Here is a 23,283-nt window from a genome sequence, read left to right as displayed (position 1 = left end):
ACTTTATCGTGAAAATCCTCGTTGATGAAAATATGCCCTACGCGCGTGAACTGTTCAGCCGTCTGGGCGAGGTAACAGCGGTTCCGGGACGTCCGATCCCGCTGGCGGCGCTGGCGGGTGCAGACGCGCTGATGGTACGTTCGGTCACGAAAGTGAATGAAGCGCTGCTGGCGGGACAGGGCATTAAATTTGTCGGCACCGCCACGGCAGGCACCGATCATGTTGACGAAGCGTGGCTGACGCAGGCGGGGATTGGTTTTTCCGCCGCGCCGGGCTGTAATGCCATTGCCGTCGTCGAGTATGTCTTTTCCTCGCTGCTGATGCTGGCAGAACGCGATAGCTTTAGCCTGACCGATCGCACGGTAGGGATTGTGGGCGTCGGTAACGTCGGACGGCGTCTGGCTGAGCGTCTTGAGGCGCTCGGCATACGCACGCTGCTTTGCGATCCGCCGCGGGCCGATCGGGGTGACGACGGCGATTTCCGCTCGCTGGACGAGCTGGTGCAGGAAGCTGACGTGCTGACCTTCCATACGCCGCTGTATAAAGACGGCCCGTACAAAACGCTGCACATGGCAGACGATGCGCTTCTCCGCCGCCTGAAACCCGGCACCATTCTGATTAATGCCTGTCGCGGACCGGTTGTGGATAACGCCGCGCTGTTAGCCTGTTTGCAGGCGGGCCAGGCGCTGAGCGTGGTGCTGGACGTCTGGGAACCGGAGCCGGATCTGTTGACTGACCTGCTGGAACGGGTCGATATCGGTACGCCGCACATTGCCGGTTACACGCTGGAAGGCAAAGCGCGCGGCACCACTCAGGTCTTCGAGGCGTTTAGCGAGTTTATCGGCCAACGCCAGCAGGTCGCGCTGGCAACCTTGTTGCCCGCACCGGAATTTGGCCGCATCACCTTGCAGGGACCGGTCGATCAAGCCACGCTAAAAAGGCTGGTGCATTTAGTGTATGATGTGCGCCGCGACGATGCGCCGCTGCGAAAAGTGGCAGGCGTGCCGGGTGAGTTCGACAAGCTGCGTAAAAATTATCTTGAGCGCCGCGAGTGGTCTTCATTATATGTGCAGTGTGACGACGCTGAGGCGGCAACGCTGCTGCATGAGCTCGGTTTTAACGCCGTTCATCACCCCATTCGTTAATCCTGTTTTTATGCTCCCTGCCTGATGGGGCGGGGAGCATTGCTATTTCTGGAGTCAATCATCATGTCTGAAGGCTGGAATATTGCCGTGCTGGGCGCTACGGGCACCGTAGGCGAAGCTTTGCTTGAAACGCTTGCCGAGCGTGAATTTCCGACAGGCGAACTGTACGCCCTTGCACGCGGTGACAGTGCCGGAGATTCCCTGCGCTATGCAGGTAAAACCGTGCGTGTAGAAGATGCCGCTGACTTTGACTGGACGCAGGTCCAGCTGGCCTTCTTTGTGGCGGGCGCTGAAGCGGCGGCGACTTACGCTGAAGATGCTGCCAATGCAGGGTGTCTGGTTATCGACACCAGCGGCCTGTTTGCCCTTGAGCCAGACGTTCCGCTGGTGGTACCGGAGGTAAATCCGTTCGTACTGGCCGACTACCGTAATCGCAATATCATTGCGGTTCCCGACAGCCAGACCAGCCAGCTGCTGATCGCCCTGAAGCCGCTGATTGACGACGGCGGACTGTCACGTATCAGCGTTACCAGCCTGCTCTCTGCCTCCGCACAGGGCAAAAAAGCAGTGGATGCGCTGGCGGGACAGAGTGCGAAATTGCTTAACGGTATCCCAATTGATGAAGACGATTTTTTTGGGCGCCAGCTGGCGTTTAACCTGCTGCCGTTCGTGGCCGATCGCGAAGGCACCGTGCGCGAAGAGCGCGTCATTGTCGATCAGACGCGCAAAATTTTGCAGGACGAGGGGCTGATGATTTCCGCCAGCTGCGTGCGTACGCCGGTATTTTACGGCCACGCGCAGATGGTCAGCTTCGAGGCGATGCGTCCGCTGGCTGCGGAAGAAGCGCGTGATGCGTTTGCGCGTGGTGAAGACATTGTGCTGTCTGAAGAAAATGATTTCCCCACCCAGGTCGGCGACGCTTCCGGCAGCGCGCACCTGTCAGTTGGCTGCGTGCGCAACGATTACGGGATGCCGGAACAGGTCCAGTTCTGGTCCGTTGCCGATAACGTCCGCTTTGGCGGCGCGCTGATGGCGGTCAAAATCGCCGAGAAACTGGTGCAGGAGTACCTGTAATTATGGCGGAAGTGTTACAGCAGCCGCTCATGAAAATTGCGCTCGGCATTGAGTACGACGGCAGTAAATATTACGGCTGGCAGCGGCAGAATGAAGTGCGCAGCGTGCAGGAAAAGCTGGAGAAAGCGCTCTCAAAAGTCGCCGACGAGCCGATTAACGTTTTCTGCGCCGGGCGTACCGACGCAGGCGTTCACAGTACCGGCCAGGTCGTGCATTTTGAAACGCGCGCCGTGCGTCAGGATGCTGCCTGGACGCTGGGCGTAAATGCGAATTTACCTGGTGACATTGCCGTGCGCTGGGTGAAACATGTGGCGGATGACTTTCATGCGCGTTTTTGCGCCACGGCGCGCCGTTACCGCTACGTCATCTACAATCAGCGTTTACGTCCGGCAGTGTTAGGCCAGGGCGTGACCCATTACTACCTGCCGCTGGACGCCGCACGGATGCATCGTGCCGCCCAGTCGCTGTTAGGTGAGAATGATTTTACGTCGTTCCGGGCGGTGCATTGTCAGTCGCGCACCCCGTGGCGTAACGTCATGCACATTAACGTCGAGCGTTACGGCGCTTACGTGGTGGTTGATATCAAAGCGAATGCCTTTGTTCATCATATGGTAAGGAATATTGTCGGCAGTCTGATGGAAGTGGGCGCGAACAACCGGCCAGAGAGCTGGATAGCAGAACTGCTTGCTGCAAAGGACCGGAATCTGGCGGCAGCAACGGCAAAAGCGGAAGGGCTGTATCTGGTGGCGGTAGATTATCCTGACCATTTCGGGCTTCCGGTCATGCCGATGGGCCCGCTGTTTTTAGCGGACTGAGTGGATTGTATAAAGGCATATAACCTCATGGATCTGATTTATTTCCTGATTGATTTTATTCTGCATATTGATGTGCATCTGGCGGAACTGGTCGCGGAGTATGGCGTCTGGGTTTACGCTATCCTGTTTTTGATCCTGTTTTGCGAAACGGGTCTGGTCGTGACGCCGTTTCTGCCGGGCGATTCGTTACTGTTCGTGGCCGGGGCGCTTTCCGCGCTGCCCACCAACGATCTGAACGTGCACCTGATGGTGACGCTGATGATCGTCGCGGCGGTACTGGGCGATGCGGTGAACTACACGATTGGACGCGTATTTGGCGATAAACTGTTTAGTAACCCGAACTCGAAAATTTTCCGCCGCAGCTATCTGGATAAAACCCACGCGTTTTATGATAAGCACGGTGGGAAGACGATCGTTCTTGCGCGTTTTGTGCCCATCGTCAGAACCTTTGCGCCTTTTGTGGCGGGAATGGGGAAGATGTCGTATCGTCATTTTGCCGCCTGGAACGTGGCAGGCGCGTTGCTGTGGGTGCTGCTCTTTACTTATGCAGGCTACCTGTTTGGCGATCTCCCTGTGGTACAGGAAAACCTTAAGCTATTGATTGTAGCAATCATTGTGCTGTCGGTTTTACCTGGCGTGATTGAAATCATCCGCCACAAACGGGCAGCGTCAAAGCTGAGAAAATGACGGGGTAACGGCGGTTCGACCACTTTTTTATCCCAACTTGCGAACCGTTATGTTTTAATGTGCAACATTCATGGTCAGACGGGAGTGAAAATCCATCCCGGCTGACAAAACTGGCATCGACCAGGTTCAGGCAGAAAGGTTATCAATGAGCTGGATTGAACGAATTAAAAGCAACATCACTCCCACCCGTAAGGCCAGTATCCCTGAAGGGGTGTGGACGAAATGCGATAGCTGTGGTCAGGTTCTTTATCGGGCCGAGCTGGAGCGCAATCTTGAAGTATGTCCCAAGTGTGATCATCACATGCGTATGTCGGCGCGTAATCGCCTGCATAGCCTGCTGGATGAAGGATCGCTGGTCGAGCTAGGAAGCGAGCTTGAGCCTAAGGACGTACTGAAGTTCAGAGATTCCAAAAAGTACAAAGATCGTCTGGCAAGTGCGCAGAAAGAGACGGGCGAGAAAGACGCGCTGGTGGTGATGAAAGGCACGCTCTATGACATGCCGGTCGTCGCAGTGGCCTTTGAGTTCGCCTTTATGGGGGGATCAATGGGGTCCGTCGTCGGCGCACGTTTCGTGCGTGCGGTTGAACAGGCGCTGGAAGACAACTGCCCGCTGATCTGCTTCTCCGCTTCAGGCGGCGCACGTATGCAGGAAGCGCTGATGTCATTGATGCAGATGGCGAAAACCTCTGCGGCGCTGGCAAAAATGCAGGAGCGCGGTCTGCCGTATATTTCGGTGCTGACCGACCCGACCATGGGTGGCGTTTCCGCCAGCTTCGCCATGCTGGGCGACCTGAACATCGCTGAGCCAAAAGCGCTGATCGGTTTTGCCGGTCCTCGTGTTATCGAGCAGACTGTGCGTGAAAAACTGCCGCCGGGCTTCCAGCGCAGTGAATTCCTGATCGAAAAAGGGGCCATCGATATGATTGTCCGCCGTCCGGAGATGCGCCTGAAGCTGGCCAGCATCCTGGCGAAGCTGATGAATCTTCCGGCACCGGATCCGGATGCGCCACGCGAAGAGGTGGTGGTACCTCCGGTACCGGATCAGGAAATCGAGGCCTGATAATGCACAAGGGCAGGGCCAGACGGCGCTGCCCTTTTGCTTTCCTTTCCCGTTAAACGTTGCGGACATCATGGAAAAAGAACTCATCCCTGACGCCACGTCGCCCCTGACGACGTGGCTTTCTTATCTGGAAAATCTGCACGCGAAGACCATCGATTTAGGGCTGACGCGCGTCGGCGAGGTTGCCGCTCGCCTGAATGTGCTACGGCCTGCGCCCTTCGTCTTCACCGTGGCAGGCACCAATGGTAAAGGCACTACCTGCTGCACGCTGGAGTCGATCCTGACGGCAGCGGGCTATAAAACCGGCGTTTACAGCTCGCCGCATTTGGTGCGCTATACCGAGCGCGTGCGCGTACAGGGTGCTGAATTGCCGGAAGCGGCGCATACGGCCTCATTTGCGGCGATTGAAGCGGCACGCGGTGAAACCTCGCTCACCTATTTTGAATACGGCACGCTGTCAGCGCTGTGGCTGTTTAAACAGGCGCAGCTTGATGTGGTGATCCTTGAAGTGGGGCTGGGCGGACGGCTCGACGCCACCAATATGGTGGACGCGGATGTGTCGGTGGTGACCAGTATTGCGCTCGATCATACCGACTGGCTGGGCCCGGACCGTGAAAGCATCGGGCGCGAAAAGGCCGGGATTTTCCGCGCCGGTAAGCCGGCTGTCGTTGGCGAGCCGGATATGCCGCAGTCGATTGCCGCTGTCGCGCAAGAAAAAGGTGCAATCCTGCTGCGTCGCGGCGTTGACTGGCATTATGATATCAACGAACACCACTGGCGCTTTGTCGACGCGCAGGGCGAACTCAACGCGCTGCCCCTGCCGCAGGTGCCGCAGCCGAATGCGGCCACCGCGCTGGCGGCGCTGCGCGCCAGTCAGCTTAAGATCAGCGAGCAGGCGATCCGCGACGGCATTGCCAGCGCTATTCTGCCGGGCCGTTTTCAGATCATCAGCGAATCGCCGCGGGTGATCCTCGACGTGGCGCACAATCCGCATGCCGCAGCATATTTAGCCGGGCGTCTCAAAACGCAAGCAAAAACCGGGCGCGTGCTGGCGGTCATTGGTATGCTGCACGATAAAGATATTGCCGGAACGCTGGCCTGCCTGACTGACATTGTGGACAGCTGGTATTGTGCACCGTTAGAAGGGCCGCGCGGCGCATCGGCAGAGCAGTTACTGGCGCATTTACCTGACGGCGAAATCTATGCCACAGTAGGGAAGGCGTGGCGCGCCGCGATGGCGAATGCACAGCCAGAAGACACCGTGCTGGTGTGTGGATCGTTCCACACGGTAGCGCATGTAATGGAAGAAATAGAGGCGGGGAGATCCGGTGGCAAGTAAGTTTCAGAACCGTTTAGTGGGCACTATCGTGCTGGTGGCGCTGGGCGTTATCATTCTGCCCGGCCTGCTCGACGGCCAGAAAAAACATTATCAGGATGAGTTTGCTGCAATCCCGCTGGTGCCGAAAGCGGGGGATCGTGACGAGCCTGATATGCTGCCTGCCGCAACGCAGGCGCTACCTGCTCAGCCGCCGGAAGGCGCGGCAGAAGAGGTGAGGGCGGGCGATGCTGCGGCACCGACGCTGGACCCGTCGCGTCTGGCGGCGAACAACGGCGCAGATATCGATCAAATCCCGGTCCAGCCCGATCCGCCAAAACCGAAACCGGCCGACAAACCGCAGCCAAAACCGGCGCGTGACAAAGCCAGCGAACAACTGGCCGCGGCCAGCGAAACGCCGCCAGCGAAGCCCGTCGCTGAAGATAAACCTGCGCCCACCGGCAAGGCGTATGTGGTGCAGCTGGGCGCGCTGAAAAATGCTGATAAAGTCAGCGAGATCGTCAGCAAACTTCGCGGCGCCGGATACCGGGTTTATACGTCGCCTTCGACGCCGGTACAGGGTAAAATTACCCGCATTCTGGTCGGGCCCGACGCATCGAAAGATAAGCTTAAAGGCTCGCTGGGTGAGCTGAACCAGTTATCGGGGTTGAACGGCGTAGTGATGAACTACAGCGTGAACTAGGGCGAAGGGCTTTGCCCCTCGTACCCCAAAATGGCGATGGCGTTGATTGTTTTTTCAGCGCCATTTTTATTTGACCAGGGACGGGAAATCCCTACGCAAACGTTTTCTTTTTCTGTTAGAATGCGCCCCAACTGGACGACAGGGCGTAACATCGTGGGACATATATGGTCTGGATTGATTACGCCATTATCGCGGTACTGGGCTTTTCTTGCTTAGTGAGCCTTATCCGCGGCTTTGTTCGTGAAGCATTATCGCTGGTGACATGGGGCTGTGCCTTTTATGTTGCCAGCCATTACTACACGGAACTGTCTGTCTGGTTTACGGGCTTTGAAGATGAACGGGTTCGAAATGGGATTGCTATTGCGGCGCTGTTTATTGCGACGCTCATCGTAGGTGCCATCGTGAACTACGTGATAGGTCAACTGGTGGAGAAGACCGGGCTGTCGGGTACAGACAGGGTATTGGGGATCTGCTTCGGCGCATTGCGTGGGGTACTGATCATCGCTGCTATCCTGTTCTTTCTTGACACGTTCACAGGGATGGCGAAGAGCGATGACTGGCAGCACTCGCAGTTTATTCCTTATTTTTCCCCCGTCATCAGATGGTTTTTCGAATACCTCCAAAGCTCGTCAAGTTTCTTGCCCAAAGTATAAACTTTGGGTCGTAGCTTAACGAGGAAAAGACGTATGTGCGGTATTGTCGGTATCGCCGGTGTTATGCCGGTCAACCAGTCTATTTATGACGCGTTAACGGTGCTTCAGCACCGCGGGCAGGATGCCGCAGGCATCATCACCATTGATGCGAATAACGGCTTTCGTTTGCGTAAAGCTAATGGTCTGGTGAGCGATGTGTTCGAAGCACGTCACATGCAGCGTATGCAGGGCAATATGGGTATCGGCCACGTTCGCTACCCAACAGCTGGCAGCTCCAGCGCCTCTGAAGCGCAGCCTTTCTACGTTAACTCCCCTTATGGTATTACGCTTGCTCACAACGGCAATCTGACCAACGCGCACGAACTACGTAAAAAGCTGTTCGAAGAGAAGCGTCGTCACATCAACACCACGTCTGACTCTGAAGTTCTGCTCAACGTGTTTGCCAGCGAGCTGGATAACTTCCGCCACTATCCGCTGGAAGCAGACAACATTTTTGCCGCCATTGCCGCCACCAACCGCCTGATCCGCGGCGCTTACGCCTGCGTGGCGATGATTATCGGTCACGGTATGGTCGCCTTCCGCGATCCAAACGGCATTCGCCCGCTGGTGCTGGGCAAACGTGAAATCGGCGATGGCCGCACCGAGTATATGGTCGCCTCTGAAAGCGTGGCGCTGGATACCCTCGGCTTTGAATTCCTGCGCGACGTTGCGCCGGGCGAGGCGGTCTATATCACTGAAAAAGGGCAGCTCTTTACCCGCCAGTGCGCCGACCATCCGGTGAGCAATCCGTGCCTGTTTGAATACGTCTACTTCGCGCGTCCGGATTCCTTCATCGACAAAATTTCCGTCTACAGCGCCCGCGTCAATATGGGCACAAAGCTCGGCGAAAAAATTGCCCGCGAGTGGGAAGATCTGGATATCGATGTGGTGATCCCGATCCCGGAAACTTCCTGCGATATCGCGCTGGAAATCGCCCGTATCCTGGACAAACCGTATCGTCAGGGCTTCGTGAAAAACCGCTATGTGGGCCGTACCTTTATCATGCCGGGCCAGCAGCTGCGCCGTAAATCGGTGCGCCGCAAGCTGAACGCTAACCGCGCCGAGTTCCGTGATAAAAACGTGCTGCTGGTGGATGATTCCATCGTGCGCGGTACCACCTCTGAGCAGATCATTGAAATGGCTCGCGAAGCGGGTGCGAAAAAGGTTTATCTGGCTTCCGCGGCACCGGAGATTCGCTTCCCGAACGTGTACGGTATTGATATGCCAAGCGCTAACGAACTGATCGCGCATGGTCGAGAAGTCGATGAAATTCGCCAGATCATCGGTGCGGACGGGCTGATTTTCCAGGATCTCGACGATCTGATCGACGCGGTTCGCGCGGAAAACCCGGAAATCCAGCAGTTCGAATGCTCGGTCTTTAACGGTATCTACGTGACCAAAGATGTCGATCAGCAGTATCTCGATTATCTTGACTCTCTGCGTAACGATGACTCCAAAGCGGTGCAGCGGCAGAACGAAGTGGAAAACCTTGAGATGCACAACGAAGGGTAAATCCTTTACAACGCCTGGCAATGCCAGGCGTTCAGACTGCTGACAAACGTTATACCGTGCAATTATGCCTGGCGGCGCTTCGCTTGCGCAGGCCTACAGGTTGCGACTAACCTGTTGATGTTGATGTTGATGTTGATGTTGATGTTGATGTTGATGTTGATGCCTTTCGTAGGCCGGGTAAGGCGAAGCCGCCACCCGGCAAAACGGCGCATACACCTGTAAAACAGGTTTTTCATCAACGCACGCCAGGCGTTGTTTCTGCTGCTTCAGGCTTCGTCCACCCAGATCCGCATTTCGCCTTCGCCTCGATTGGCCCAGCTAAACCACGGAATAAAGGTTAGCGTCTGATTCTTCACGGGCGTTTGTTGCCGATCGAAGCTGTAAAGCGGCTGATCTTCAGACGGTGTCGTCACGCGGACTCCATCGGCCTGCAACAGTATTTTTCCTTTCAGTACGCCAGTGCCGGCAATTTCCCGAAATCCGCTTTGTGCAGGCAATGAAAGATTATGCAATTCTGCGCCATTATCCGCCTCTTCGAGGCAATACACCAGCGGCCCGCGCTGGATGGCCACTTTACCCGCCGCATGGCGCACCAGAGGGTTAGCGTAAACCCGCTTAACGCGCATCGGCAACAGCAGGGTAAGGGTATCACCCTGCTGCCACCGACGATGAAGATGCAGATATCCTTTAATTCTTTCGCCCTGAGCTGCTTCGCCGTTAACCAGGAACTGCGGATCGTCGCACCACTCCGGCAGACGCAGCGCCAGAGTATGCTCGACCGGCTGCGGATTATCGAAGGTGATTTCGACGCGTTCATCCCAGGGGTAATTTCCGGCGATCGTCAGCCGCAGGTCTCCGCCATTAACGGCAAATTGCGCCTGGCTGCCCGCGTAGATGTTGATAAACAGCGCGTCCGGGCGCGGCGTAAAAATATAGTGACCAATACCGACCAGCGTGCGGGCGATATTGGGCGGACAGCAGGCGCAGCCGAACCAGCGCTGACGTACCGGTTTGATGTGATCATAGATATGGTTGTGCGGAATGCTCTTCGGATAGGTCTCAAGCGGGTTAACGTAGAAAAAGTGTTTGCCATCCAGCGCCATACCGCCGAGCACGGTGTTATAAAACGCGCGCTCCATGACATCGGCGTAGCGTGAATCGCCCTCCATTTCCAGCATCCGGCGAGCGAACATCATCAGGCCAATGGAAGCACAACTTTCACCGTAAGCGGTGTCATTCGGCAGGTCGTAATCGCTGGTAAATGCTTCACCAATCGCCTGTGAGCCGATGCCGCCAGTGATATACATGCGTCGCTGCACCAGATTATCCCAGATGCGCAGGCAGGTCTGGCGTTTCTCTTCGTCCTGCGTGGTGCGGGCGAGATGCGCCAGTCCGGTCATCAGATAAACCGAGCGGACGGCATGCCCGACCGCCTGATCCTGTTCCTTCAGCGGTTTATGTGCATGCGTGTAGGCTTTATCTTTCACCATCCAGGCATCGCCCCAGTTATCCCAGTGCCAGGTACCGCCGCGTTTTTCAAACTCAATATCATAGTAGTAAGGCTGCTGGCCGCGCTCTTCAAGAAAGAAACGTGCCAGCGCCTGATAACGCGGTTCCCGGGTCACTTCATAGAGGCGCATAAGCGCCAGCTCGATTTCCGGATGTCCGGGATAGCCGCGGAGCTGGCCTTCGTTCGGACCAAAAATGTCAGCAATATGGTCGGCGAAACGGCAGACGATATCCAGCAGCCGGCGCTTACCGGTGGCCTGCCAGAACGCCACCGCCGCTTCAAACAAATGCCCGGCGCAGTAAAGCTCATGGCACTCTGCAAGGTTTGTCCAGCGCATGCCCGGCTCTTTCACGGTGTACCAGGTATTAAGGTAGCCGTCTTCGCACTGCGCCAGTGCCAGCAGTTCAATAACCTCATCGGCGGTTTTTTCCAGCGTCGCATTGGGCTTCTGGCTTAGCGACCACGCGACCGCCTCCAGCCATTTGGTGACATCACTATCCTGAAAAACCATACCGTAAAACTCACCTTCCTGTAGACCTGCGGCAATACGGTAATTGGTCAGGGCGTGGCTCGGTTCCGTATCAGGAAGCGTGTCGTTAAGCGCCTGCCACTGCCAGGGAATGACAACTTCTCTAATCAACCGCTGGTACTCTCCCAGGAACGGATCGGTAATGGTGATTCGGTTTAGATCGGCCTCGATCACATCAGACTGCATCATGTTTACCTCAGGAAATGTGTAAATGTCGTTGTTGAAGATCGTGAGAAATGCGTTGCATTAAGGGGCCATTCAGGCGGCACTTAAGCAGGCATAACGCCAGTACGAGGTGGAAAATTGCCGGGACCAGACTTTGTAAGGTGTTAATGCCCTGGATTGACGCTGCGGTCTGATTTTCCAGACCCGGGCGATAAGCCACGAGGATCAGAATCAGGCTGATAATGCCGCCGGATGACGCCCATGAGAGCTTGATAAAAAAGAGGTTAAACGCGAAGTTCATGCCGGAAGAGCGCACGCCGTTCTTCCATTCGCCGTAGTCATCGGCAAACGCCATAATGGAGAAGTGCAGCGGCAGGGTAAATCCAAGGACAATATTGTTGATTAAAATGCAGACCAGCCACAGCGTCTGGTATTGCGGTCCGGTCGGTAAAAACCACATTGCCACGCCAAAGGCGACCAGCGTCAGATTGGTGTAGTAATACAGTTTTACCATGTCGATACGGCGAGAAAGAGGATTTACCACGATCGCTCCCAGGATAGCCGCAAAGGTCACAATGGCGAAAAACAGCGACATAAACCCGGCGCTGCCCTGAAGGGAGTAAGAAATAAAATACATGTAGCCGCCGCCGCGGATACAGAGAATATTCACCAGTAAAAAAGACATTATTAGCATCATTAAAAGCTGATCGTTTTTTCGCAGCCCCTGCAGATGCTGACGCAGGGTAAACGTACCCGCCAACGATAACGGCACCCGTTCTTTGACCCAAAAGAAACACAGCAGGAACATCACTACGCCAATCGTGCAGAGTACGGTGACGCCGTACTGGTAGCCCGTCGCCAGATCGCCTTTGCCGAAAACGTCCACCATCCACGGTAGCCCGACGGAGACCAGAAACCCCGCAATTCCGCTAAGCACAAAACGCCATGACTGACAGGACATGACCTGATCGTGGCGGTTGGTCATCACATTGATCAAGGCGCAGTAGGGAACGTTGATTGCTGTGTAACCTACTGAAAGTAAAAAGTAGGTGCCGAACGCCCAGGCAATTTTCATGTTCGGACTCAGGTCCGGTACGGTAAAAGTCAGAATACCAATAATGCCCAGCGGAACGGCGATCCATAGCTGCCAGGGGCGAAAACGGCCCCAACGGCTACGGGTGCGGTCTGCAATAACGCCCATCACCGGATCGGAGACGGCGTCGAAGATCCGCAATATCAAAAACATCGCTCCGACAATGGCCGGGCTAAGACCGAAAATGTCGGTATAGAAGAAAAGCAAAAAACCGCTAATCAAGTCAGAAATGCAGTGTCCTCCGGCATCCCCTAATCCATAGCCTATCTTTTCGCGGGTAGAGAGCGTTTCACCCGCATCAACTATCTGCACTTCATTATCCAGATCGTGAGCAGTAGTCATAATCAATCCTTTTATGCGTTAACACGTTGTGAGGGATAAAAAGTCATTACGACATATCTCTGACTATTTTTAGTAAAAAACAACGATGCCAAGCATAAATCTGCAAAGGACTTTCGGTACATATCGGGCTGCTTTCATTGTGAAAATGATCTGAATTTTTACTATAAAAGTTTTTTAAATGCCGATATAGATCACAAATTTTCGCTTATAGCTGCTTTGTGCCTATATTTTTCTTTATTTTCATGAACTTTTTTACGAGAAATGATGCATAGCAAAAGGATGGCGTGAAACGTTTTTAGTATAAAAGAAGGCAAAACGGTTGAATGCCACATACTATGGCATGGTACTCTTAGCGTTTCTTTTGCATAACAGATAGCAGGCGGCATTACGGATCACCCGTCATGCGGGTTGAAAAGAGGCGCTGTCCCGGAAGCGGAAGAACAAACGGAATGGTAAAAAAAACCAGAATTAAAGATATCGCTTCCGCGTGCGGCGTTTCTCTCGCCGCGGTGTCCAGGGCGCTGAAAGGGCAGCCGGGGTTGAGCGATGAGACGCGTCAGCGGATCTTGTCCATGGCGGAAGCTGAAGGCTATGACTTCAGCCGTTTGCGCAGCGGACGCATTAAGCGGCTGTTGTTTCTTCTCCACCGTCAGCACAATATTGCCAGCGCGCTGCCTTTTTACTCCACCGTCATGCTGGGGGTGGCGGACGCCTGCCGGGAAAATGATATCGCGATGAGCTTCCAGCCCATCGGCCCCGATGATTCAATAGCGGAGCTTATCGCGTTACATCAGCCTGACGCGTTAATTTGCGCTGGATATCTCGAGGCGGAAATTCTTGCCGGGCTGCGTAAAATTTTATTACCCATTGCGCTGGTAGATTTGTGGGCGGCGGATTTTCCCTGCGTAAACCCGGATAACTATCACGGCGGGTTTGTGGTCACGCGCCACTTAATTGAGCAGGGGCGGCGCAAAATTGCGTTTCTCGGCAATTCTCAGCACCATTACAGTATCCGTCAGCGTCTTGAAGGCTATCAGCAGGCGCTATTCGACGCGGGGCTGTCGATGCCGCAGGAATACCGGACAGAAATGCCGCCCGTCAAAGACATCGAACAGGCGCTGACAGATGGCATGAACAAGCTGCTGGCCCTGCCGCAGCCACCCGATGCTATCTTTGCCTATAACGACGTGGCGGCGCTAATCGCGATGCGAGCCTGCACACGTCAGGGATTTCGGGTGCCAGAAGATATCGCTGTTGTCGGTTTTGATGATATTGATACCGCGGCGTGGGCGCACCCGCCATTGACCACGGTAGCGATAGATAAACGCGAACTTGGACGCGATGCGTTTCGTCTGTTGTTAAACGAGGAGGGGGAAAGAAATTTGCTTCTGCCAGTTCGCCTGGTCGTTCGTGAAAGCTCTTCTGGTGGCCTGACGCCTTTGCGTTCGCCGTCTTAATCGGGCAAAATTTGCCAAAGCGACTTAAAGGACGACGAATGTGAAGAGACTCATCATAGGGATTTCCGGCGCCAGCGGCGCGATTTACGGCGTGCGGCTGCTACAGGTTTTACGTGACGTCGCAGAGGTCGAAACTCATCTGGTGATGAGCCAGGCCGCCCGGCAGACGCTGGCGCTGGAAACGGATCTTTCCCTGCGCGAGGTTCAGGCGCTGGCGGATGTGGTTCATGACGCCCGCGATATCGCCGCCAGTATCTCCTCCGGTTCGTTTAAAACGGCGGGCATGGCGATCCTCCCGTGCTCGATCAAAACGCTCTCCGGCATTGTTAACAGCTATACCGACGGGTTGCTGACCCGCGCGGCGGACGTGGTGCTGAAAGAGCGCCGCCCGCTGGTGCTGTGCGTGCGGGAAACCCCGCTGCATCTGGGCCACCTGCGCCTGATGACCCAGGCGGCGGAACTGGGCGCAGTGGTCATGCCGCCGGTGCCAGCGTTTTACCACCGGCCGCAGACCATTGACGATCTGATCAACCAGACCGTTAATCGGGTGCTCGACCAGTTCGCTATCGAACTACCGGAAGACCTTTTCACCCGCTGGCCGGGCGGCGCTGCCGCTGAGTGAAATGCATAAAATGATGCCCTGTTTCAGGGCATCATTCGACTCCATCATATTTTTGACACTAATATACTTATTACTCGTTTTTTAATTATTTAAATTAAGATTTTTAATCTCGACATATCCTTTAGGTGTGCCTATGAAATCAGGAGCATTATAATCATAGACCCCAACTAGTATCCATTTATCATCGACAGTTTTTATTTTGACTAATGCATTTGTCGCATGTACCTGAGCAACAATTTCTGATTCAAGTGAGGGGCTTTTTCTTAAGTATATATCTTTCAGATCTTCTCCTGGCTCATAAGTTGTTGTATATGGGTGTGATATATCACACAATATAGCCCTTTGCATGGTATCGATATCTTTTAATGTTATCGACGCTAATGGGGTATAGGATTGTAACTGAGCAGAACTGAATGTTCCATCACAATCACCTGTCTCGACCACGTTATCAATAATAATGTCCCCACTGTTTTCTATATGGCCTTCGCTATATTTATAAAATGAAGGTGGGATCTTTTTAAAATATAGATTAATTACATGTTTAATGTCACTTTGCTTCATATCAAGCATAATAACTTTAACAGACTTAGATTTTTCTGTAACAAGATAGCGCAAATGTAATTTAGGGATGCTTTTGGTAAAGTCTTTGTTCCATTCAAGCTCCCAGTACGCTTGTAGGACGCCATTATGTACCTCTTTTGAGGCGGCAAAAGAATTTTGAGAAATAAATAAAAATAACAATAGGAATACAGATTTCTTTAGCATGTTGATGTCCTTATTCATCTTGCCATTAAATACGTTCACCTAAATTTTGACTAATTACAACTTCAAATCTTTCAATACCTATGCTACTTATGTACGTCTGTAATGCTGTAAACGCTGCTCCACTTTGCATTACGCGATTTTGACTGAAGGTACTGCCTACAATTAGACAGCCTTTAGTGTCATTTACGGTATTTCCACAATGAATAAGAATTTTCCTTGACTCTGGAACATTGATATTATGGAGTAATATCAGAGGATTATGTGCGGGCATAGAAGGGCTGTTGTGCCATTTTAGTTTATAAGTGCCAACCGGGATTCTTTTACGTTGATTTGACATAGTCGTGTCGGGGCCGGGGCACTCCAGTACATATCCCTTTATACGTGTTCCAGCAATATGATACCTACTTATTGTCGACAATTCAGTGTCAAAAAAACGCTCAATTTTGATAATATTCTGAGCCATTTTGGATATCTCCTTTTTATTTATAAATTAATATAATAGATGCCATGTTTAATATTCATAATTATACTTGTTGCAATAATGTATTTACCGTTGTCAGTAAATAAAAATGCCACGATGTAAGCTTATAAAAGCTATGTTAGTTAGTAGTGCCGTGAATGAGATTGTGACTTTCACTCATCCTATGAATGATAAATGATTTCTATATCTTCAGTGAAGTATATTGATTGCATGAATTATATTATGTTATATCATCCATAATACTCCCATAAACAGAGGGCGTGTCTTGTTAATTATGAATGTATCTTATGAAGGCATGCCCTGGAAATCAACAATTTTATTTATGTTTTAATCAGTGAAGTCTCTATTTTCTGAAAGGTGGAAGGTAATAGAGAGAAGCACGGGAGACATCCTTGAGAAGTATACAAGACAAGGAGATCTTTTATCGTTGGTTAATATATATATCTATCAACGAATTGGCTAAATATTAGCAAAGCATTCTCCTCATAGTTCAGGCAAGAAATTGAGATCTGAATTATTGTCATGATGCCTGGTACTACATAACAGACGGGAGTATTAACGTTTTATATGACGGCATCATTTAATAAATTTTATCCATAATGTGGGCGATAATAATCATTCAGAATATGAATGAAATAAAATCAATGATGGTTAGCGATGAATATATTTGCATACTTATCAAGATCGGTTGCTGAGTGACGTGCAAGGACGCGCCATCGAAAGAAAGCCAAACCAGGCACCCGCCGCATCTCATCGACTAGTTGTCACACCTTCATGCCCTGTTTCAGGGCATTTTTGTAACCGCGATCATATCCCCGACATTTTCCTTCTTTTACCGCTGCGGTTCGCTCGGCGGACCTGCTATCTTTCACCTTACGATAGTTTGCAACGTTTTATTAACACATCCGTGTATCCCCGTTCCGGGCGCAGAGATGGCACAAAACCTGCAAGGCTTATCCGCAGCACAACACAGACAGTACATAATAAAATCACCACATTGAGGGGAATGTATGAAGAAGTCGGTCCTGGCTCTATCTTTACTGGTCGGTTTAAGCAGCGCCGCCAGCGTTTATGCCGCGCTACCGCAAACGGTGCGGATTGGCACTGACGCCACCTATGCGCCTTTTTCCTCGAAAGATGCAAAAGGGCAGTTTGTCGGTTTTGATATCGATCTGGGCAACGAAATGTGCAAACGCATTCAGGTCAAATGTACCTGGGTCGGCAGCGATTTTGATGCGCTCATTCCGTCGCTGAAAGCGAAAAAAATCGATGCGATTATCTCTTCGCTTTCCATCACCGAAAAGCGTCAGCAGGAAATTGCCTTCTCTGACAAGCTCTACGCTGCCGACTCTCGCCTGATTGCCGCCAAAGGCTCGCCAATCCAGCCCACGCTGGAATCACTGAAAGGCAAACACGTTGGCGTGCTTCAGGGCTCCACTCAGGAAGCCTATGGCAACGACCACTGGCGCAGCAAAGGTGTGGATGTCATTGCCTACGCTAACCAGGATCTGATCTACTCCGACCTCGCCGCAGGCCGTCTTGACGCCGCCTTGCAGGACGAAGTCGCCGCCAGCGAAGGGTTTCTCAAACAGCCCGCCGGGAAAGACTTTGCCTTTGCAGGGGCCTCGGTAAAAGATAAAAAATTCTTTGGCGATGGCACGGGCGTCGGTCTGCGCAAGGATGACACCGAGCTGAAGGCCGCCTTTGATAAAGCGCTGAAAGACCTGCGCGCTGATGGTACCTACGACAAAATGGCGAAAAAATATTTCGATTTCAACGTTTACGGCGATTAAGCCTGCGACAACGAACTCAACGTCCTCCGTGCTGGATCTTCAGCACGGAGTATTAATGAGATTTATGCATCGTAGTGGTGCGAAGGATGCACTACGGTTGGGCACTAATGCATAGTTACGCGTTTATAATGCGAAAAAAATGCGATAAGCGTGCAGAATATTTTGCCTTGCCGCCCCGAATAATGGCACGATATCTGCACCTTATTTGGGCCATGAATCCCATTAGAATGACGGTTTGTTGAGGATAATTATGAAAAAGCTGGTGTTGTCTCTTTCCTTAGTGCTGGCGGTTTCCAGTATCTCAGGCGCTTTCGCCGCTCTTCCACAAAAATTGCGTATTGGTACCGATCCAACCTATGCCCCGTTTGAATCCAAAAATTCGCAGGGTGAATTAGTGGGTTTTGATATCGATCTGGCAAAAGAACTCTGTAAGCGGATTAAAACGCAATGTACCTTCATGGAAAACCCGCTGGACGCGCTGATCCCTTCCCTGAAAGCGAAAAAAATCGACGTTATTATGTCCTCGCTGTCGATTACTGAAAAACGCCAGCAGGAGATTGCCTTTACCGACAAGCTGTATGCGGCTGACTCCCGTCTGGTCGTGAAGAAAGGCTCTGACATTGCACCAGAGCTGAGCAAACTGCAGGGCAAACGCATCGGTGTGTTGCAGGGAACCACCCAGGAAACCTATGGCAACGTCCACTGGGCACCGAAAGGCGTCGAGATCGTCTCCTATCAGGGCCAGGACAATATCTACGCTGACCTGACCGCCGGACGTATTGATGCGGCGTTTCAGGATGAAGTGGCTGCCAGCGAGGGCTTTCTGAAACAGCCGATCGGTCAGGACTATGCCTTCGGCGGTCCGTCAATCAAAGATGAAAAACTGTTTGGCGTCGGGACCGGAATGGGCCTGCGCAAAGAGGATAACGAACTGCGCGAAGCGCTGAATAAAGCCTTTGCCGACATGCGTGCTGACGGAACGTACGACAAACTGGCGAAAAAGTACTTCGATTTTGACGTTTACGGCGGTTAATCTCCGCCCGGACCCGGTTAACTCAACGCCGGGTCCGTACCAGGACAGGAAAGACTGAATGCTGCACGGGTTTTCACAGGTAATTTTACAGGGCGCGATAGTCACGCTGGAGCTGGCCTTAAGTTCCGTGGTGCTGTCAGTGCTAATCGGCCTGATTGGCGCGGGAGCAAAGCTTTCCGGTAGTCGCCCGCTGGCGCTGATCTTTGAAGGTTACACCACCCTGATTCGCGGCGTGCCGGATCTGGTGCTGATGCTGTTGATCTTTTACGGTCTGCAAATTGCCCTTAACAGCATCACCGATGCGCTGGGCCTGGCGCAATTTGACATCGATCCGATGGTGGCGGGCATTATTACCCTCGGCTTTATCTATGGCGCCTACTTCACTGAAACCTTTCGAGGCGCGTTTATGGCGGTGCCGAAAGGGCATATTGAAGCGGCAACGGCGTTCGGTTTTACCGGCAGCCAGACCTTCCGGCGTATTCTGTTTCCGGCGATGATGCGTTATGCCTTACCGGGCATCGGCAATAACTGGCAGGTGATCCTTAAGGCAACGGCGCTGGTCTCGTTGCTTGGACTGGAAGATGTGGTAAAGGCGACGCAGCTGGCAGGTAAAAGTACCTGGCAGCCGTTCTATTTCGCTATCGTCTGCGGGCTGATTTATCTGGTATTTACCACGGTTTCTAATGGTGTGCTGCTGCTGCTCGAACGCCGCTACTCCGTAGGTGTGAAGAGGGCTGACCTGTGATCGACATTATTCAGGAATACTGGCAGTCATTACTGTGGAGCGATGGCTACCGGATGACCGGCGTGGCGGTAACGCTGTGGCTGCTAATCTCCTCGGTGGTAATGGGCGGCCTGCTGGCGGTTCTTCTGGCGATTGGCCGCGTTTCCAGCAATCGATTAATCCGCTATCCCATCTGGTTATTTACTTACGTTTTCCGCGGAACGCCGCTTTACGTTCAGCTGCTGGTGTTCTATTCCGGCATGTATACGCTGGAAGTGGTGAAAGGCACCGAGCTACTGAATGCTTTTTTTCGCAGCGGCCTGAACTGTACGGTGCTGGCGCTGACGCTCAACACCTGCGCCTATACCACCGAGATTTTTGCCGGGGCTATTCGCTCGGTGCCGCACGGTGAAATTGAAGCGGCGCGCGCGTATGGCTTTTCGTCGTTCAAAATGTACCGCTGCATTATTCTGCCTTCAGCCCTGCGCATTGCGCTGCCAGCGTACAGTAACGAAGTGATTTTAATGCTCCATTCGACCGCGCTGGCGTTTACCGCCACGGTGCCGGATCTGCTCAAAATTGCCCGTGATATCAACTCAGCGACGTATCAGCCTTTCACCGCTTTCGGTATTGCGGCCGTTCTTTATTTAATGATTTCTTATGTGCTGATTAGTTTATTCCGCAAGGCGGAAAAGCGCTGGTTACAGCACGTGAAACCTTCATCGACGCACTGAGAAATACGATGTCTGAAAACAAATTAAACGTGATTGATTTGCACAAGCGCTACGGCGAGCATGAGGTGCTGAAAGGGGTTTCGCTGACGGCTAACGCCGGTGATGTGATTTCGATTATCGGCTCCTCCGGATCGGGTAAAAGTACCTTTTTGCGCTGTATTAACTTTCTTGAAAAACCGAGCGAAGGCACCATTACCGTCAGCGGGCAGAATATCACTCTGGTGCGCGATAAAGACGGACAGCTTAAGGTCGCCGATAAAAATCAGCTCCGGCTACTGCGTACGCGGCTCACCATGGTGTTCCAGCACTTTAACCTGTGGAGCCACATGACGGTGCTGGAAAACGTGATGGAAGCACCGATTCAGGTATTGGGGCTGAGTAAACAAGCCTCGCGCGAGCGGGCGATGAAATACCTGGCAAAAGTCGGCATTGATGAAATGGCGCAGGGTAAGTACCCGGTGCATTTGTCGGGCGGCCAGCAGCAGCGCGTTTCTATCGCCCGCGCGCTGGCAATGGAGCCGGAAGTCTTACTGTTTGATGAACCGACCTCCGCGCTGGATCCAGAGCTGGTGGGAGAAGTGCTGCGCATCATGCAACAGCTGGCCGAAGAGGGGAAAACCATGGTGGTAGTGACGCATGAAATGGGCTTTGCCCGCCACGTCTCCTCCCACGTTATTTTCCTCCATCAGGGCAAAATTGAGGAGCAGGGCGATCCGGAACAGGTGTTCGGTAATCCGCAGAGTCCTCGTTTGCAGCAGTTTTTGAAGGGATCGCTGAAGTAGCGGTGATGGGCTGATCCTCCCGTGGGGATCAGCCCGCCTGTAAAAAGTCCGCTTTCGTCAGACGGAACGCCCAGTCGTCATAATATTCATCATTAAGCAAAAAGGCCTTCTCCAGCGTCTGTACCCGGCGAAAGCGCGCCTTTTCCAGCACTCTCACCGAGCCGGTATTCTCCGCCAGCACCCACGCATTTAACGCGCTGACGCTCGCCTGGTAAAACGCGTATTGGCACACCGCCTGTAGCGCTTCGCTGGCGATACCGCGCCCCTGCATTGCCAGTAGAACGGAATAGCCTACATCCGCCTCGTCAGGATGTAATTTGCTGATACGCAGGCCAACATCCCCTAACGCGGTATCATCGCCATGCATACGAATGACAAAGGCATTTTTTTCCAGCAGCCGTTGTTCAAACACGCGGCGGGTATCTTCTTCTGAAGCAATGCCCGCCATATAGCGCATAACCTCGCGGTTCTGTCGCAGATGGCGGAAGAAAAGCCAGTCAGATTCCTGAAATGAAGAGAGGGTAAAGCGGGGAGTTAACAGCGTGAGCATGAATATCATCAGTCCGGTGAAACAGGCAAATAACCATATCACCGGTCTGCGAATAAAATCATCCCTGAATCAACGTGGCTACCCTACCAAATCCTGTAGTGCTTCCTCCAGATCGTGCCAGCGGAAGGCAAAACCGGCGGCCTCAAGCCGCTTCGGCAGCGCGCGCTGGCCGCCTAACACCAGTACCGAGGATTCGCCCATCATCAGTCGCACTATCGGTGCCGGCGCGCGCAGGATGGCCGGACGATGCAGCGCATGGCCGAGGGCGTGAGCGAACTGTTCGTTGCGTACCGGGTAGGGGGAGACCATATTGAACGGGCCGCGCAGGTCGTTGTCCAGCAGCCAGAGAATAGCGTTGACCATATCATCAATATGGATCCACGCCAGATATTGACGACCATCACCAATCGGCCCGCCCACACCGAGCCGAAAAATCGGCAGCAGTTTCGCCAGCATACCGCCATGGCGAGCCAGCACCGCGCCGGTTCGCAGCAGGCAAATACGGGTTTTATCGCTTTGCGCGCCGCAGGCAATTTGCTCCCAGCGGGCGCACAGCTTATGGGTAAACTCATTGTGCGGCGGCTCCTCTTCGTTCACCACCACCTCGCCCAGATCGCCGTAGTAGCCAATCGCCGACCCGGAAATAAATACCGCTGGCGGCGTATCACTGGCGTTGATCAAATCAACCAGCTGCTGCGTCATATTCCAGCGGCTATTACACAGCCGCTGCTTCTGCGCCTCGGTCCAGCGTTTATCGGCAATCGGTTCTCCCGCCAGATTAATCACCGCATCGATCTCGTTGAGATGCGTCTGGCCTGCCAGGCCCTTCCAGTACGTCACCCGATCGCTAAATGTGTGCCGCGCCTTTTCGGGATTTCGCGTGACCACGGTAACCTGATGCTTCAGTTCCAGTAAGCGTGGAATAAGGTGGCGGCCTACCAGACCGGTGCCCCCGGTAATCAGAATATTCATACAACCTCCATGGTAGCGCTTAACGCTGCCAGTTCAGGGTCATTGATACGGCGTCGGCATAGCGCAGCGCATGAAGTTTATCGGTACTACACGGGCTGTGCCAGCTGGAGCGCTTTTTCCGTCGCCGGACGATGAAGAATGCGCTGATACCAGTTATTGACCGCCGGATAATTATTCAAATCAATCCGCTGACGCTGAGCGGAGTGGACCCACGGCCAGCAGGCCATATCCGCGATGCTGTAGTGTTCCCCACCAAGCCACGGCGACTGTCCCAGCCGTTTGTTAAGCACGTTATAAAGACGCTGGGTTTCAACCTGATAACGCTCAATGGCATACGGCACCGGCTGTGGCGCAAAATGGTTAAAATGATGATTTTGGCCGAGCATCGGCCCCAGCCCGCCCACCTGCCAGAATAACCACTGAAGCGTGGTATGACGCTCGCGCAATTCGCCGCTGAGGAACTGGCCTGATTTTTCCGCCAGATAAAGTAAAATCTCCCCGGATTCAAACAGACTGAGCGGCTCGCCGCCGTCGTCAGGGGAATGGTCAACAATGGCAGGGATCTTATTATTTGGCGAAATAGCGAGGAAATCGGGGCGAAACTGATCGCCTTTACTGATGTTGACCCGCAGCAACTGATAGTCGATTCCGGCTTCTTCAAGAAAGAGCGTGATCTTATGGCCATTAGGGGTTGGGGCATAGTAGAGATCAATCATTATTTTATGCTC

The 23,283-nt window shown here is 53.2% G+C and carries 23 protein-coding genes; 16 read left to right on the top strand and 7 right to left on the bottom strand.

The window, feature by feature from the left end; translation table 11 throughout:
- Nucleotides 1-8 precede the first annotated feature (8 nt).
- The 9 genes from pdxB (at nt 9) to purF (ending at nt 9,003) form a co-directional block, all read left to right on the top strand.
- Entirely contained in the window at nt 9-1,145 is a 1,137-nt protein-coding gene (pdxB, locus tag P0H77_RS15070) for a 4-phosphoerythronate dehydrogenase PdxB (protein WP_276157647.1), read from the top strand.
- Nucleotides 1,146-1,208: 63 nt separating this feature from the next.
- Nucleotides 1,209-2,219, top strand: a complete 1,011-nt coding sequence (locus tag P0H77_RS15065) for an aspartate-semialdehyde dehydrogenase (RefSeq protein WP_276157646.1) — start codon at nt 1,209-1,211, stop codon at nt 2,217-2,219.
- Nucleotides 2,220-2,221: 2 nt separating this feature from the next.
- Nucleotides 2,222-3,034: a tRNA pseudouridine(38-40) synthase TruA gene (gene truA, locus P0H77_RS15060; RefSeq protein WP_276157645.1), complete on the top strand. Its 813-nt coding sequence runs from the start codon at nt 2,222-2,224 to the stop codon at nt 3,032-3,034.
- A gap of 27 nt (nt 3,035-3,061) precedes the next feature.
- A complete protein-coding gene (locus tag P0H77_RS15055) occupies nt 3,062-3,721 on the top strand; it encodes a DedA family protein (RefSeq protein ID WP_276157644.1) in 660 nt (219 codons plus the stop codon).
- Between the two features lie 145 nt (nt 3,722-3,866).
- A complete protein-coding gene (accD, locus tag P0H77_RS15050) occupies nt 3,867-4,781 on the top strand; it encodes an acetyl-CoA carboxylase, carboxyltransferase subunit beta (RefSeq protein WP_276157643.1) in 915 nt (304 codons plus the stop codon).
- 70 nt (nt 4,782-4,851) lie between these two features.
- Nucleotides 4,852-6,120 (top strand): bifunctional tetrahydrofolate synthase/dihydrofolate synthase, encoded by a 1,269-nt coding sequence (folC, locus tag P0H77_RS15045; RefSeq protein WP_276157642.1) that lies wholly within the window; start codon nt 4,852-4,854, stop codon nt 6,118-6,120.
- Nucleotides 6,110-6,799 carry a cell division protein DedD gene (gene dedD, locus P0H77_RS15040; RefSeq protein ID WP_276157641.1) on the top strand — a complete coding sequence of 230 codons (690 nt, stop codon included), beginning with the start codon at nt 6,110-6,112 and terminating at the stop codon, nt 6,797-6,799. Before folC ends, dedD begins: the two co-directional genes overlap by 11 nt.
- A gap of 164 nt (nt 6,800-6,963) precedes the next feature.
- Nucleotides 6,964-7,452 carry a colicin V production protein gene (gene cvpA / locus P0H77_RS15035; protein WP_176920315.1) on the top strand — a complete coding sequence of 163 codons (489 nt, stop codon included), beginning with the start codon at nt 6,964-6,966 and terminating at the stop codon, nt 7,450-7,452.
- A 33-nt stretch (nt 7,453-7,485) separates the two neighbouring features.
- Entirely contained in the window at nt 7,486-9,003 is a 1,518-nt protein-coding gene (gene purF / locus P0H77_RS15030; RefSeq protein WP_176920316.1) for an amidophosphoribosyltransferase, read from the top strand.
- Nucleotides 9,004-9,269: 266 nt separating this feature from the next.
- Here the strand turns inward: purF and P0H77_RS15025 are convergent, their stop codons facing one another.
- Nucleotides 9,270-11,231, bottom strand: a complete 1,962-nt coding sequence (locus tag P0H77_RS15025; protein ID WP_276157640.1) for a beta-L-arabinofuranosidase domain-containing protein — start codon at nt 11,229-11,231, stop codon at nt 9,270-9,272.
- Nucleotides 11,232-11,238: 7 nt separating this feature from the next.
- Nucleotides 11,239-12,642: an MFS transporter gene (locus P0H77_RS15020; RefSeq protein ID WP_276157639.1), complete on the bottom strand. Its 1,404-nt coding sequence runs from the start codon at nt 12,640-12,642 to the stop codon at nt 11,239-11,241.
- A gap of 449 nt (nt 12,643-13,091) precedes the next feature.
- On the opposite strand from P0H77_RS15020, the gene P0H77_RS15015 reads away from it, so the two are divergent.
- Both P0H77_RS15015 and P0H77_RS15010 read left to right on the top strand, forming a co-directional pair.
- The gene (locus P0H77_RS15015) at nt 13,092-14,099 is read left to right on the top strand and encodes a LacI family DNA-binding transcriptional regulator (RefSeq protein WP_276157638.1); all 1,008 of its coding nucleotides are present in this window, start codon (nt 13,092-13,094) and stop codon (nt 14,097-14,099) included.
- A gap of 40 nt (nt 14,100-14,139) precedes the next feature.
- Nucleotides 14,140-14,721, top strand: a complete 582-nt coding sequence (locus tag P0H77_RS15010) for a UbiX family flavin prenyltransferase (protein WP_276157637.1) — start codon at nt 14,140-14,142, stop codon at nt 14,719-14,721.
- An 81-nt stretch (nt 14,722-14,802) separates the two neighbouring features.
- Here P0H77_RS15010 and P0H77_RS15005 read toward each other — a convergent pair whose 3' ends face one another.
- On the bottom strand, nt 14,803-15,486 hold the full coding sequence (locus tag P0H77_RS15005; RefSeq protein ID WP_276157636.1) for an SH3 domain-containing protein: 684 nt from the start codon (nt 15,484-15,486) through the stop codon (nt 14,803-14,805).
- 25 nt (nt 15,487-15,511) lie between these two features.
- Nucleotides 15,512-15,949: a DUF5675 family protein gene (locus tag P0H77_RS15000; RefSeq protein ID WP_276157635.1), complete on the bottom strand. Its 438-nt coding sequence runs from the start codon at nt 15,947-15,949 to the stop codon at nt 15,512-15,514.
- Between the two features lie 1,028 nt (nt 15,950-16,977).
- On the opposite strand from P0H77_RS15000, the gene argT reads away from it, so the two are divergent.
- The 5 genes from argT to hisP all read left to right on the top strand — a co-directional run bounded on the left by argT (nt 16,978) and on the right by hisP (nt 21,033).
- A complete protein-coding gene (argT, locus tag P0H77_RS14995; RefSeq protein WP_276157634.1) occupies nt 16,978-17,760 on the top strand; it encodes a lysine/arginine/ornithine ABC transporter substrate-binding protein ArgT in 783 nt (260 codons plus the stop codon).
- A gap of 250 nt (nt 17,761-18,010) precedes the next feature.
- Nucleotides 18,011-18,793, top strand: coding sequence for a histidine ABC transporter substrate-binding protein HisJ (hisJ, locus tag P0H77_RS14990; RefSeq protein ID WP_276157633.1), 783 nt, complete (start codon nt 18,011-18,013; stop codon nt 18,791-18,793).
- A gap of 58 nt (nt 18,794-18,851) precedes the next feature.
- Nucleotides 18,852-19,538, top strand: coding sequence for a histidine ABC transporter permease HisQ (locus tag P0H77_RS14985; RefSeq protein ID WP_276157632.1), 687 nt, complete (start codon nt 18,852-18,854; stop codon nt 19,536-19,538).
- Complete coding sequence (locus tag P0H77_RS14980; RefSeq protein WP_276157631.1) at nt 19,535-20,251, top strand: ABC transporter permease; 717 nt, start codon at nt 19,535-19,537, stop codon at nt 20,249-20,251. Before P0H77_RS14985 ends, P0H77_RS14980 begins: the two co-directional genes overlap by 4 nt.
- Before the next feature lie 8 nt (nt 20,252-20,259).
- Nucleotides 20,260-21,033 (top strand): histidine ABC transporter ATP-binding protein HisP, encoded by a 774-nt coding sequence (gene hisP, locus P0H77_RS14975; protein WP_276157630.1) that lies wholly within the window; start codon nt 20,260-20,262, stop codon nt 21,031-21,033.
- 28 nt (nt 21,034-21,061) lie between these two features.
- Here hisP and P0H77_RS14970 read toward each other — a convergent pair whose 3' ends face one another.
- From P0H77_RS14970 to yfcG, 3 genes are all read right to left on the bottom strand, one after another.
- Nucleotides 21,062-21,583, bottom strand: coding sequence for a GNAT family N-acetyltransferase (locus P0H77_RS14970; RefSeq protein ID WP_276157629.1), 522 nt, complete (start codon nt 21,581-21,583; stop codon nt 21,062-21,064).
- 78 nt (nt 21,584-21,661) lie between these two features.
- Nucleotides 21,662-22,555, bottom strand: a complete 894-nt coding sequence (locus P0H77_RS14965; RefSeq protein WP_276157628.1) for a TIGR01777 family oxidoreductase — start codon at nt 22,553-22,555, stop codon at nt 21,662-21,664.
- Nucleotides 22,556-22,641: 86 nt separating this feature from the next.
- On the bottom strand, nt 22,642-23,271 hold the full coding sequence (gene yfcG / locus P0H77_RS14960; protein ID WP_276157627.1) for a GSH-dependent disulfide bond oxidoreductase: 630 nt from the start codon (nt 23,269-23,271) through the stop codon (nt 22,642-22,644).
- Nucleotides 23,272-23,283 lie beyond the last annotated feature (12 nt).

Origin of the sequence: Superficieibacter sp. HKU1 (genome assembly GCF_029319185.1) — a bacterium.
Taxonomy (GTDB): domain Bacteria; phylum Pseudomonadota; class Gammaproteobacteria; order Enterobacterales; family Enterobacteriaceae; genus Superficieibacter.
The sequence above is the reverse complement of the archived record's forward strand: the minus strand, read 5'-3'. Positions and strand labels throughout refer to the sequence as shown.

Coding starts and splice junctions, on each gene's coding strand:
- P0H77_RS15020 (WP_276157639.1), bottom strand. CDS start 12,642: ATGACTACTGCTCACGATCTGGATAATGAAGTGCAGATAGTTGATGCG.
- hisJ (WP_276157633.1), top strand. CDS start 18,011: ATGAAAAAGCTGGTGTTGTCTCTTTCCTTAGTGCTGGCGGTTTCCAGT.
- P0H77_RS15015 (WP_276157638.1), top strand. CDS start 13,092: ATGGTAAAAAAAACCAGAATTAAAGATATCGCTTCCGCGTGCGGCGTT.
- accD (WP_276157643.1), top strand. CDS start 3,867: ATGAGCTGGATTGAACGAATTAAAAGCAACATCACTCCCACCCGTAAG.
- hisP (WP_276157630.1), top strand. CDS start 20,260: ATGTCTGAAAACAAATTAAACGTGATTGATTTGCACAAGCGCTACGGC.
- P0H77_RS15000 (WP_276157635.1), bottom strand. CDS start 15,949: ATGGCTCAGAATATTATCAAAATTGAGCGTTTTTTTGACACTGAATTG.
- P0H77_RS15055 (WP_276157644.1), top strand. CDS start 3,062: ATGGATCTGATTTATTTCCTGATTGATTTTATTCTGCATATTGATGTG.
- purF (WP_176920316.1), top strand. CDS start 7,486: ATGTGCGGTATTGTCGGTATCGCCGGTGTTATGCCGGTCAACCAGTCT.
- yfcG (WP_276157627.1), bottom strand. CDS start 23,271: ATGATTGATCTCTACTATGCCCCAACCCCTAATGGCCATAAGATCACG.
- P0H77_RS15005 (WP_276157636.1), bottom strand. CDS start 15,486: ATGCTAAAGAAATCTGTATTCCTATTGTTATTTTTATTTATTTCTCAA.
- P0H77_RS14965 (WP_276157628.1), bottom strand. CDS start 22,555: ATGAATATTCTGATTACCGGGGGCACCGGTCTGGTAGGCCGCCACCTT.
- P0H77_RS14985 (WP_276157632.1), top strand. CDS start 18,852: ATGCTGCACGGGTTTTCACAGGTAATTTTACAGGGCGCGATAGTCACG.
- folC (WP_276157642.1), top strand. CDS start 4,852: ATGGAAAAAGAACTCATCCCTGACGCCACGTCGCCCCTGACGACGTGG.
- P0H77_RS15025 (WP_276157640.1), bottom strand. CDS start 11,231: ATGATGCAGTCTGATGTGATCGAGGCCGATCTAAACCGAATCACCATT.
- truA (WP_276157645.1), top strand. CDS start 2,222: ATGGCGGAAGTGTTACAGCAGCCGCTCATGAAAATTGCGCTCGGCATT.
- argT (WP_276157634.1), top strand. CDS start 16,978: ATGAAGAAGTCGGTCCTGGCTCTATCTTTACTGGTCGGTTTAAGCAGC.
- cvpA (WP_176920315.1), top strand. CDS start 6,964: ATGGTCTGGATTGATTACGCCATTATCGCGGTACTGGGCTTTTCTTGC.
- P0H77_RS14970 (WP_276157629.1), bottom strand. CDS start 21,583: ATGCTCACGCTGTTAACTCCCCGCTTTACCCTCTCTTCATTTCAGGAA.
- P0H77_RS15065 (WP_276157646.1), top strand. CDS start 1,209: ATGTCTGAAGGCTGGAATATTGCCGTGCTGGGCGCTACGGGCACCGTA.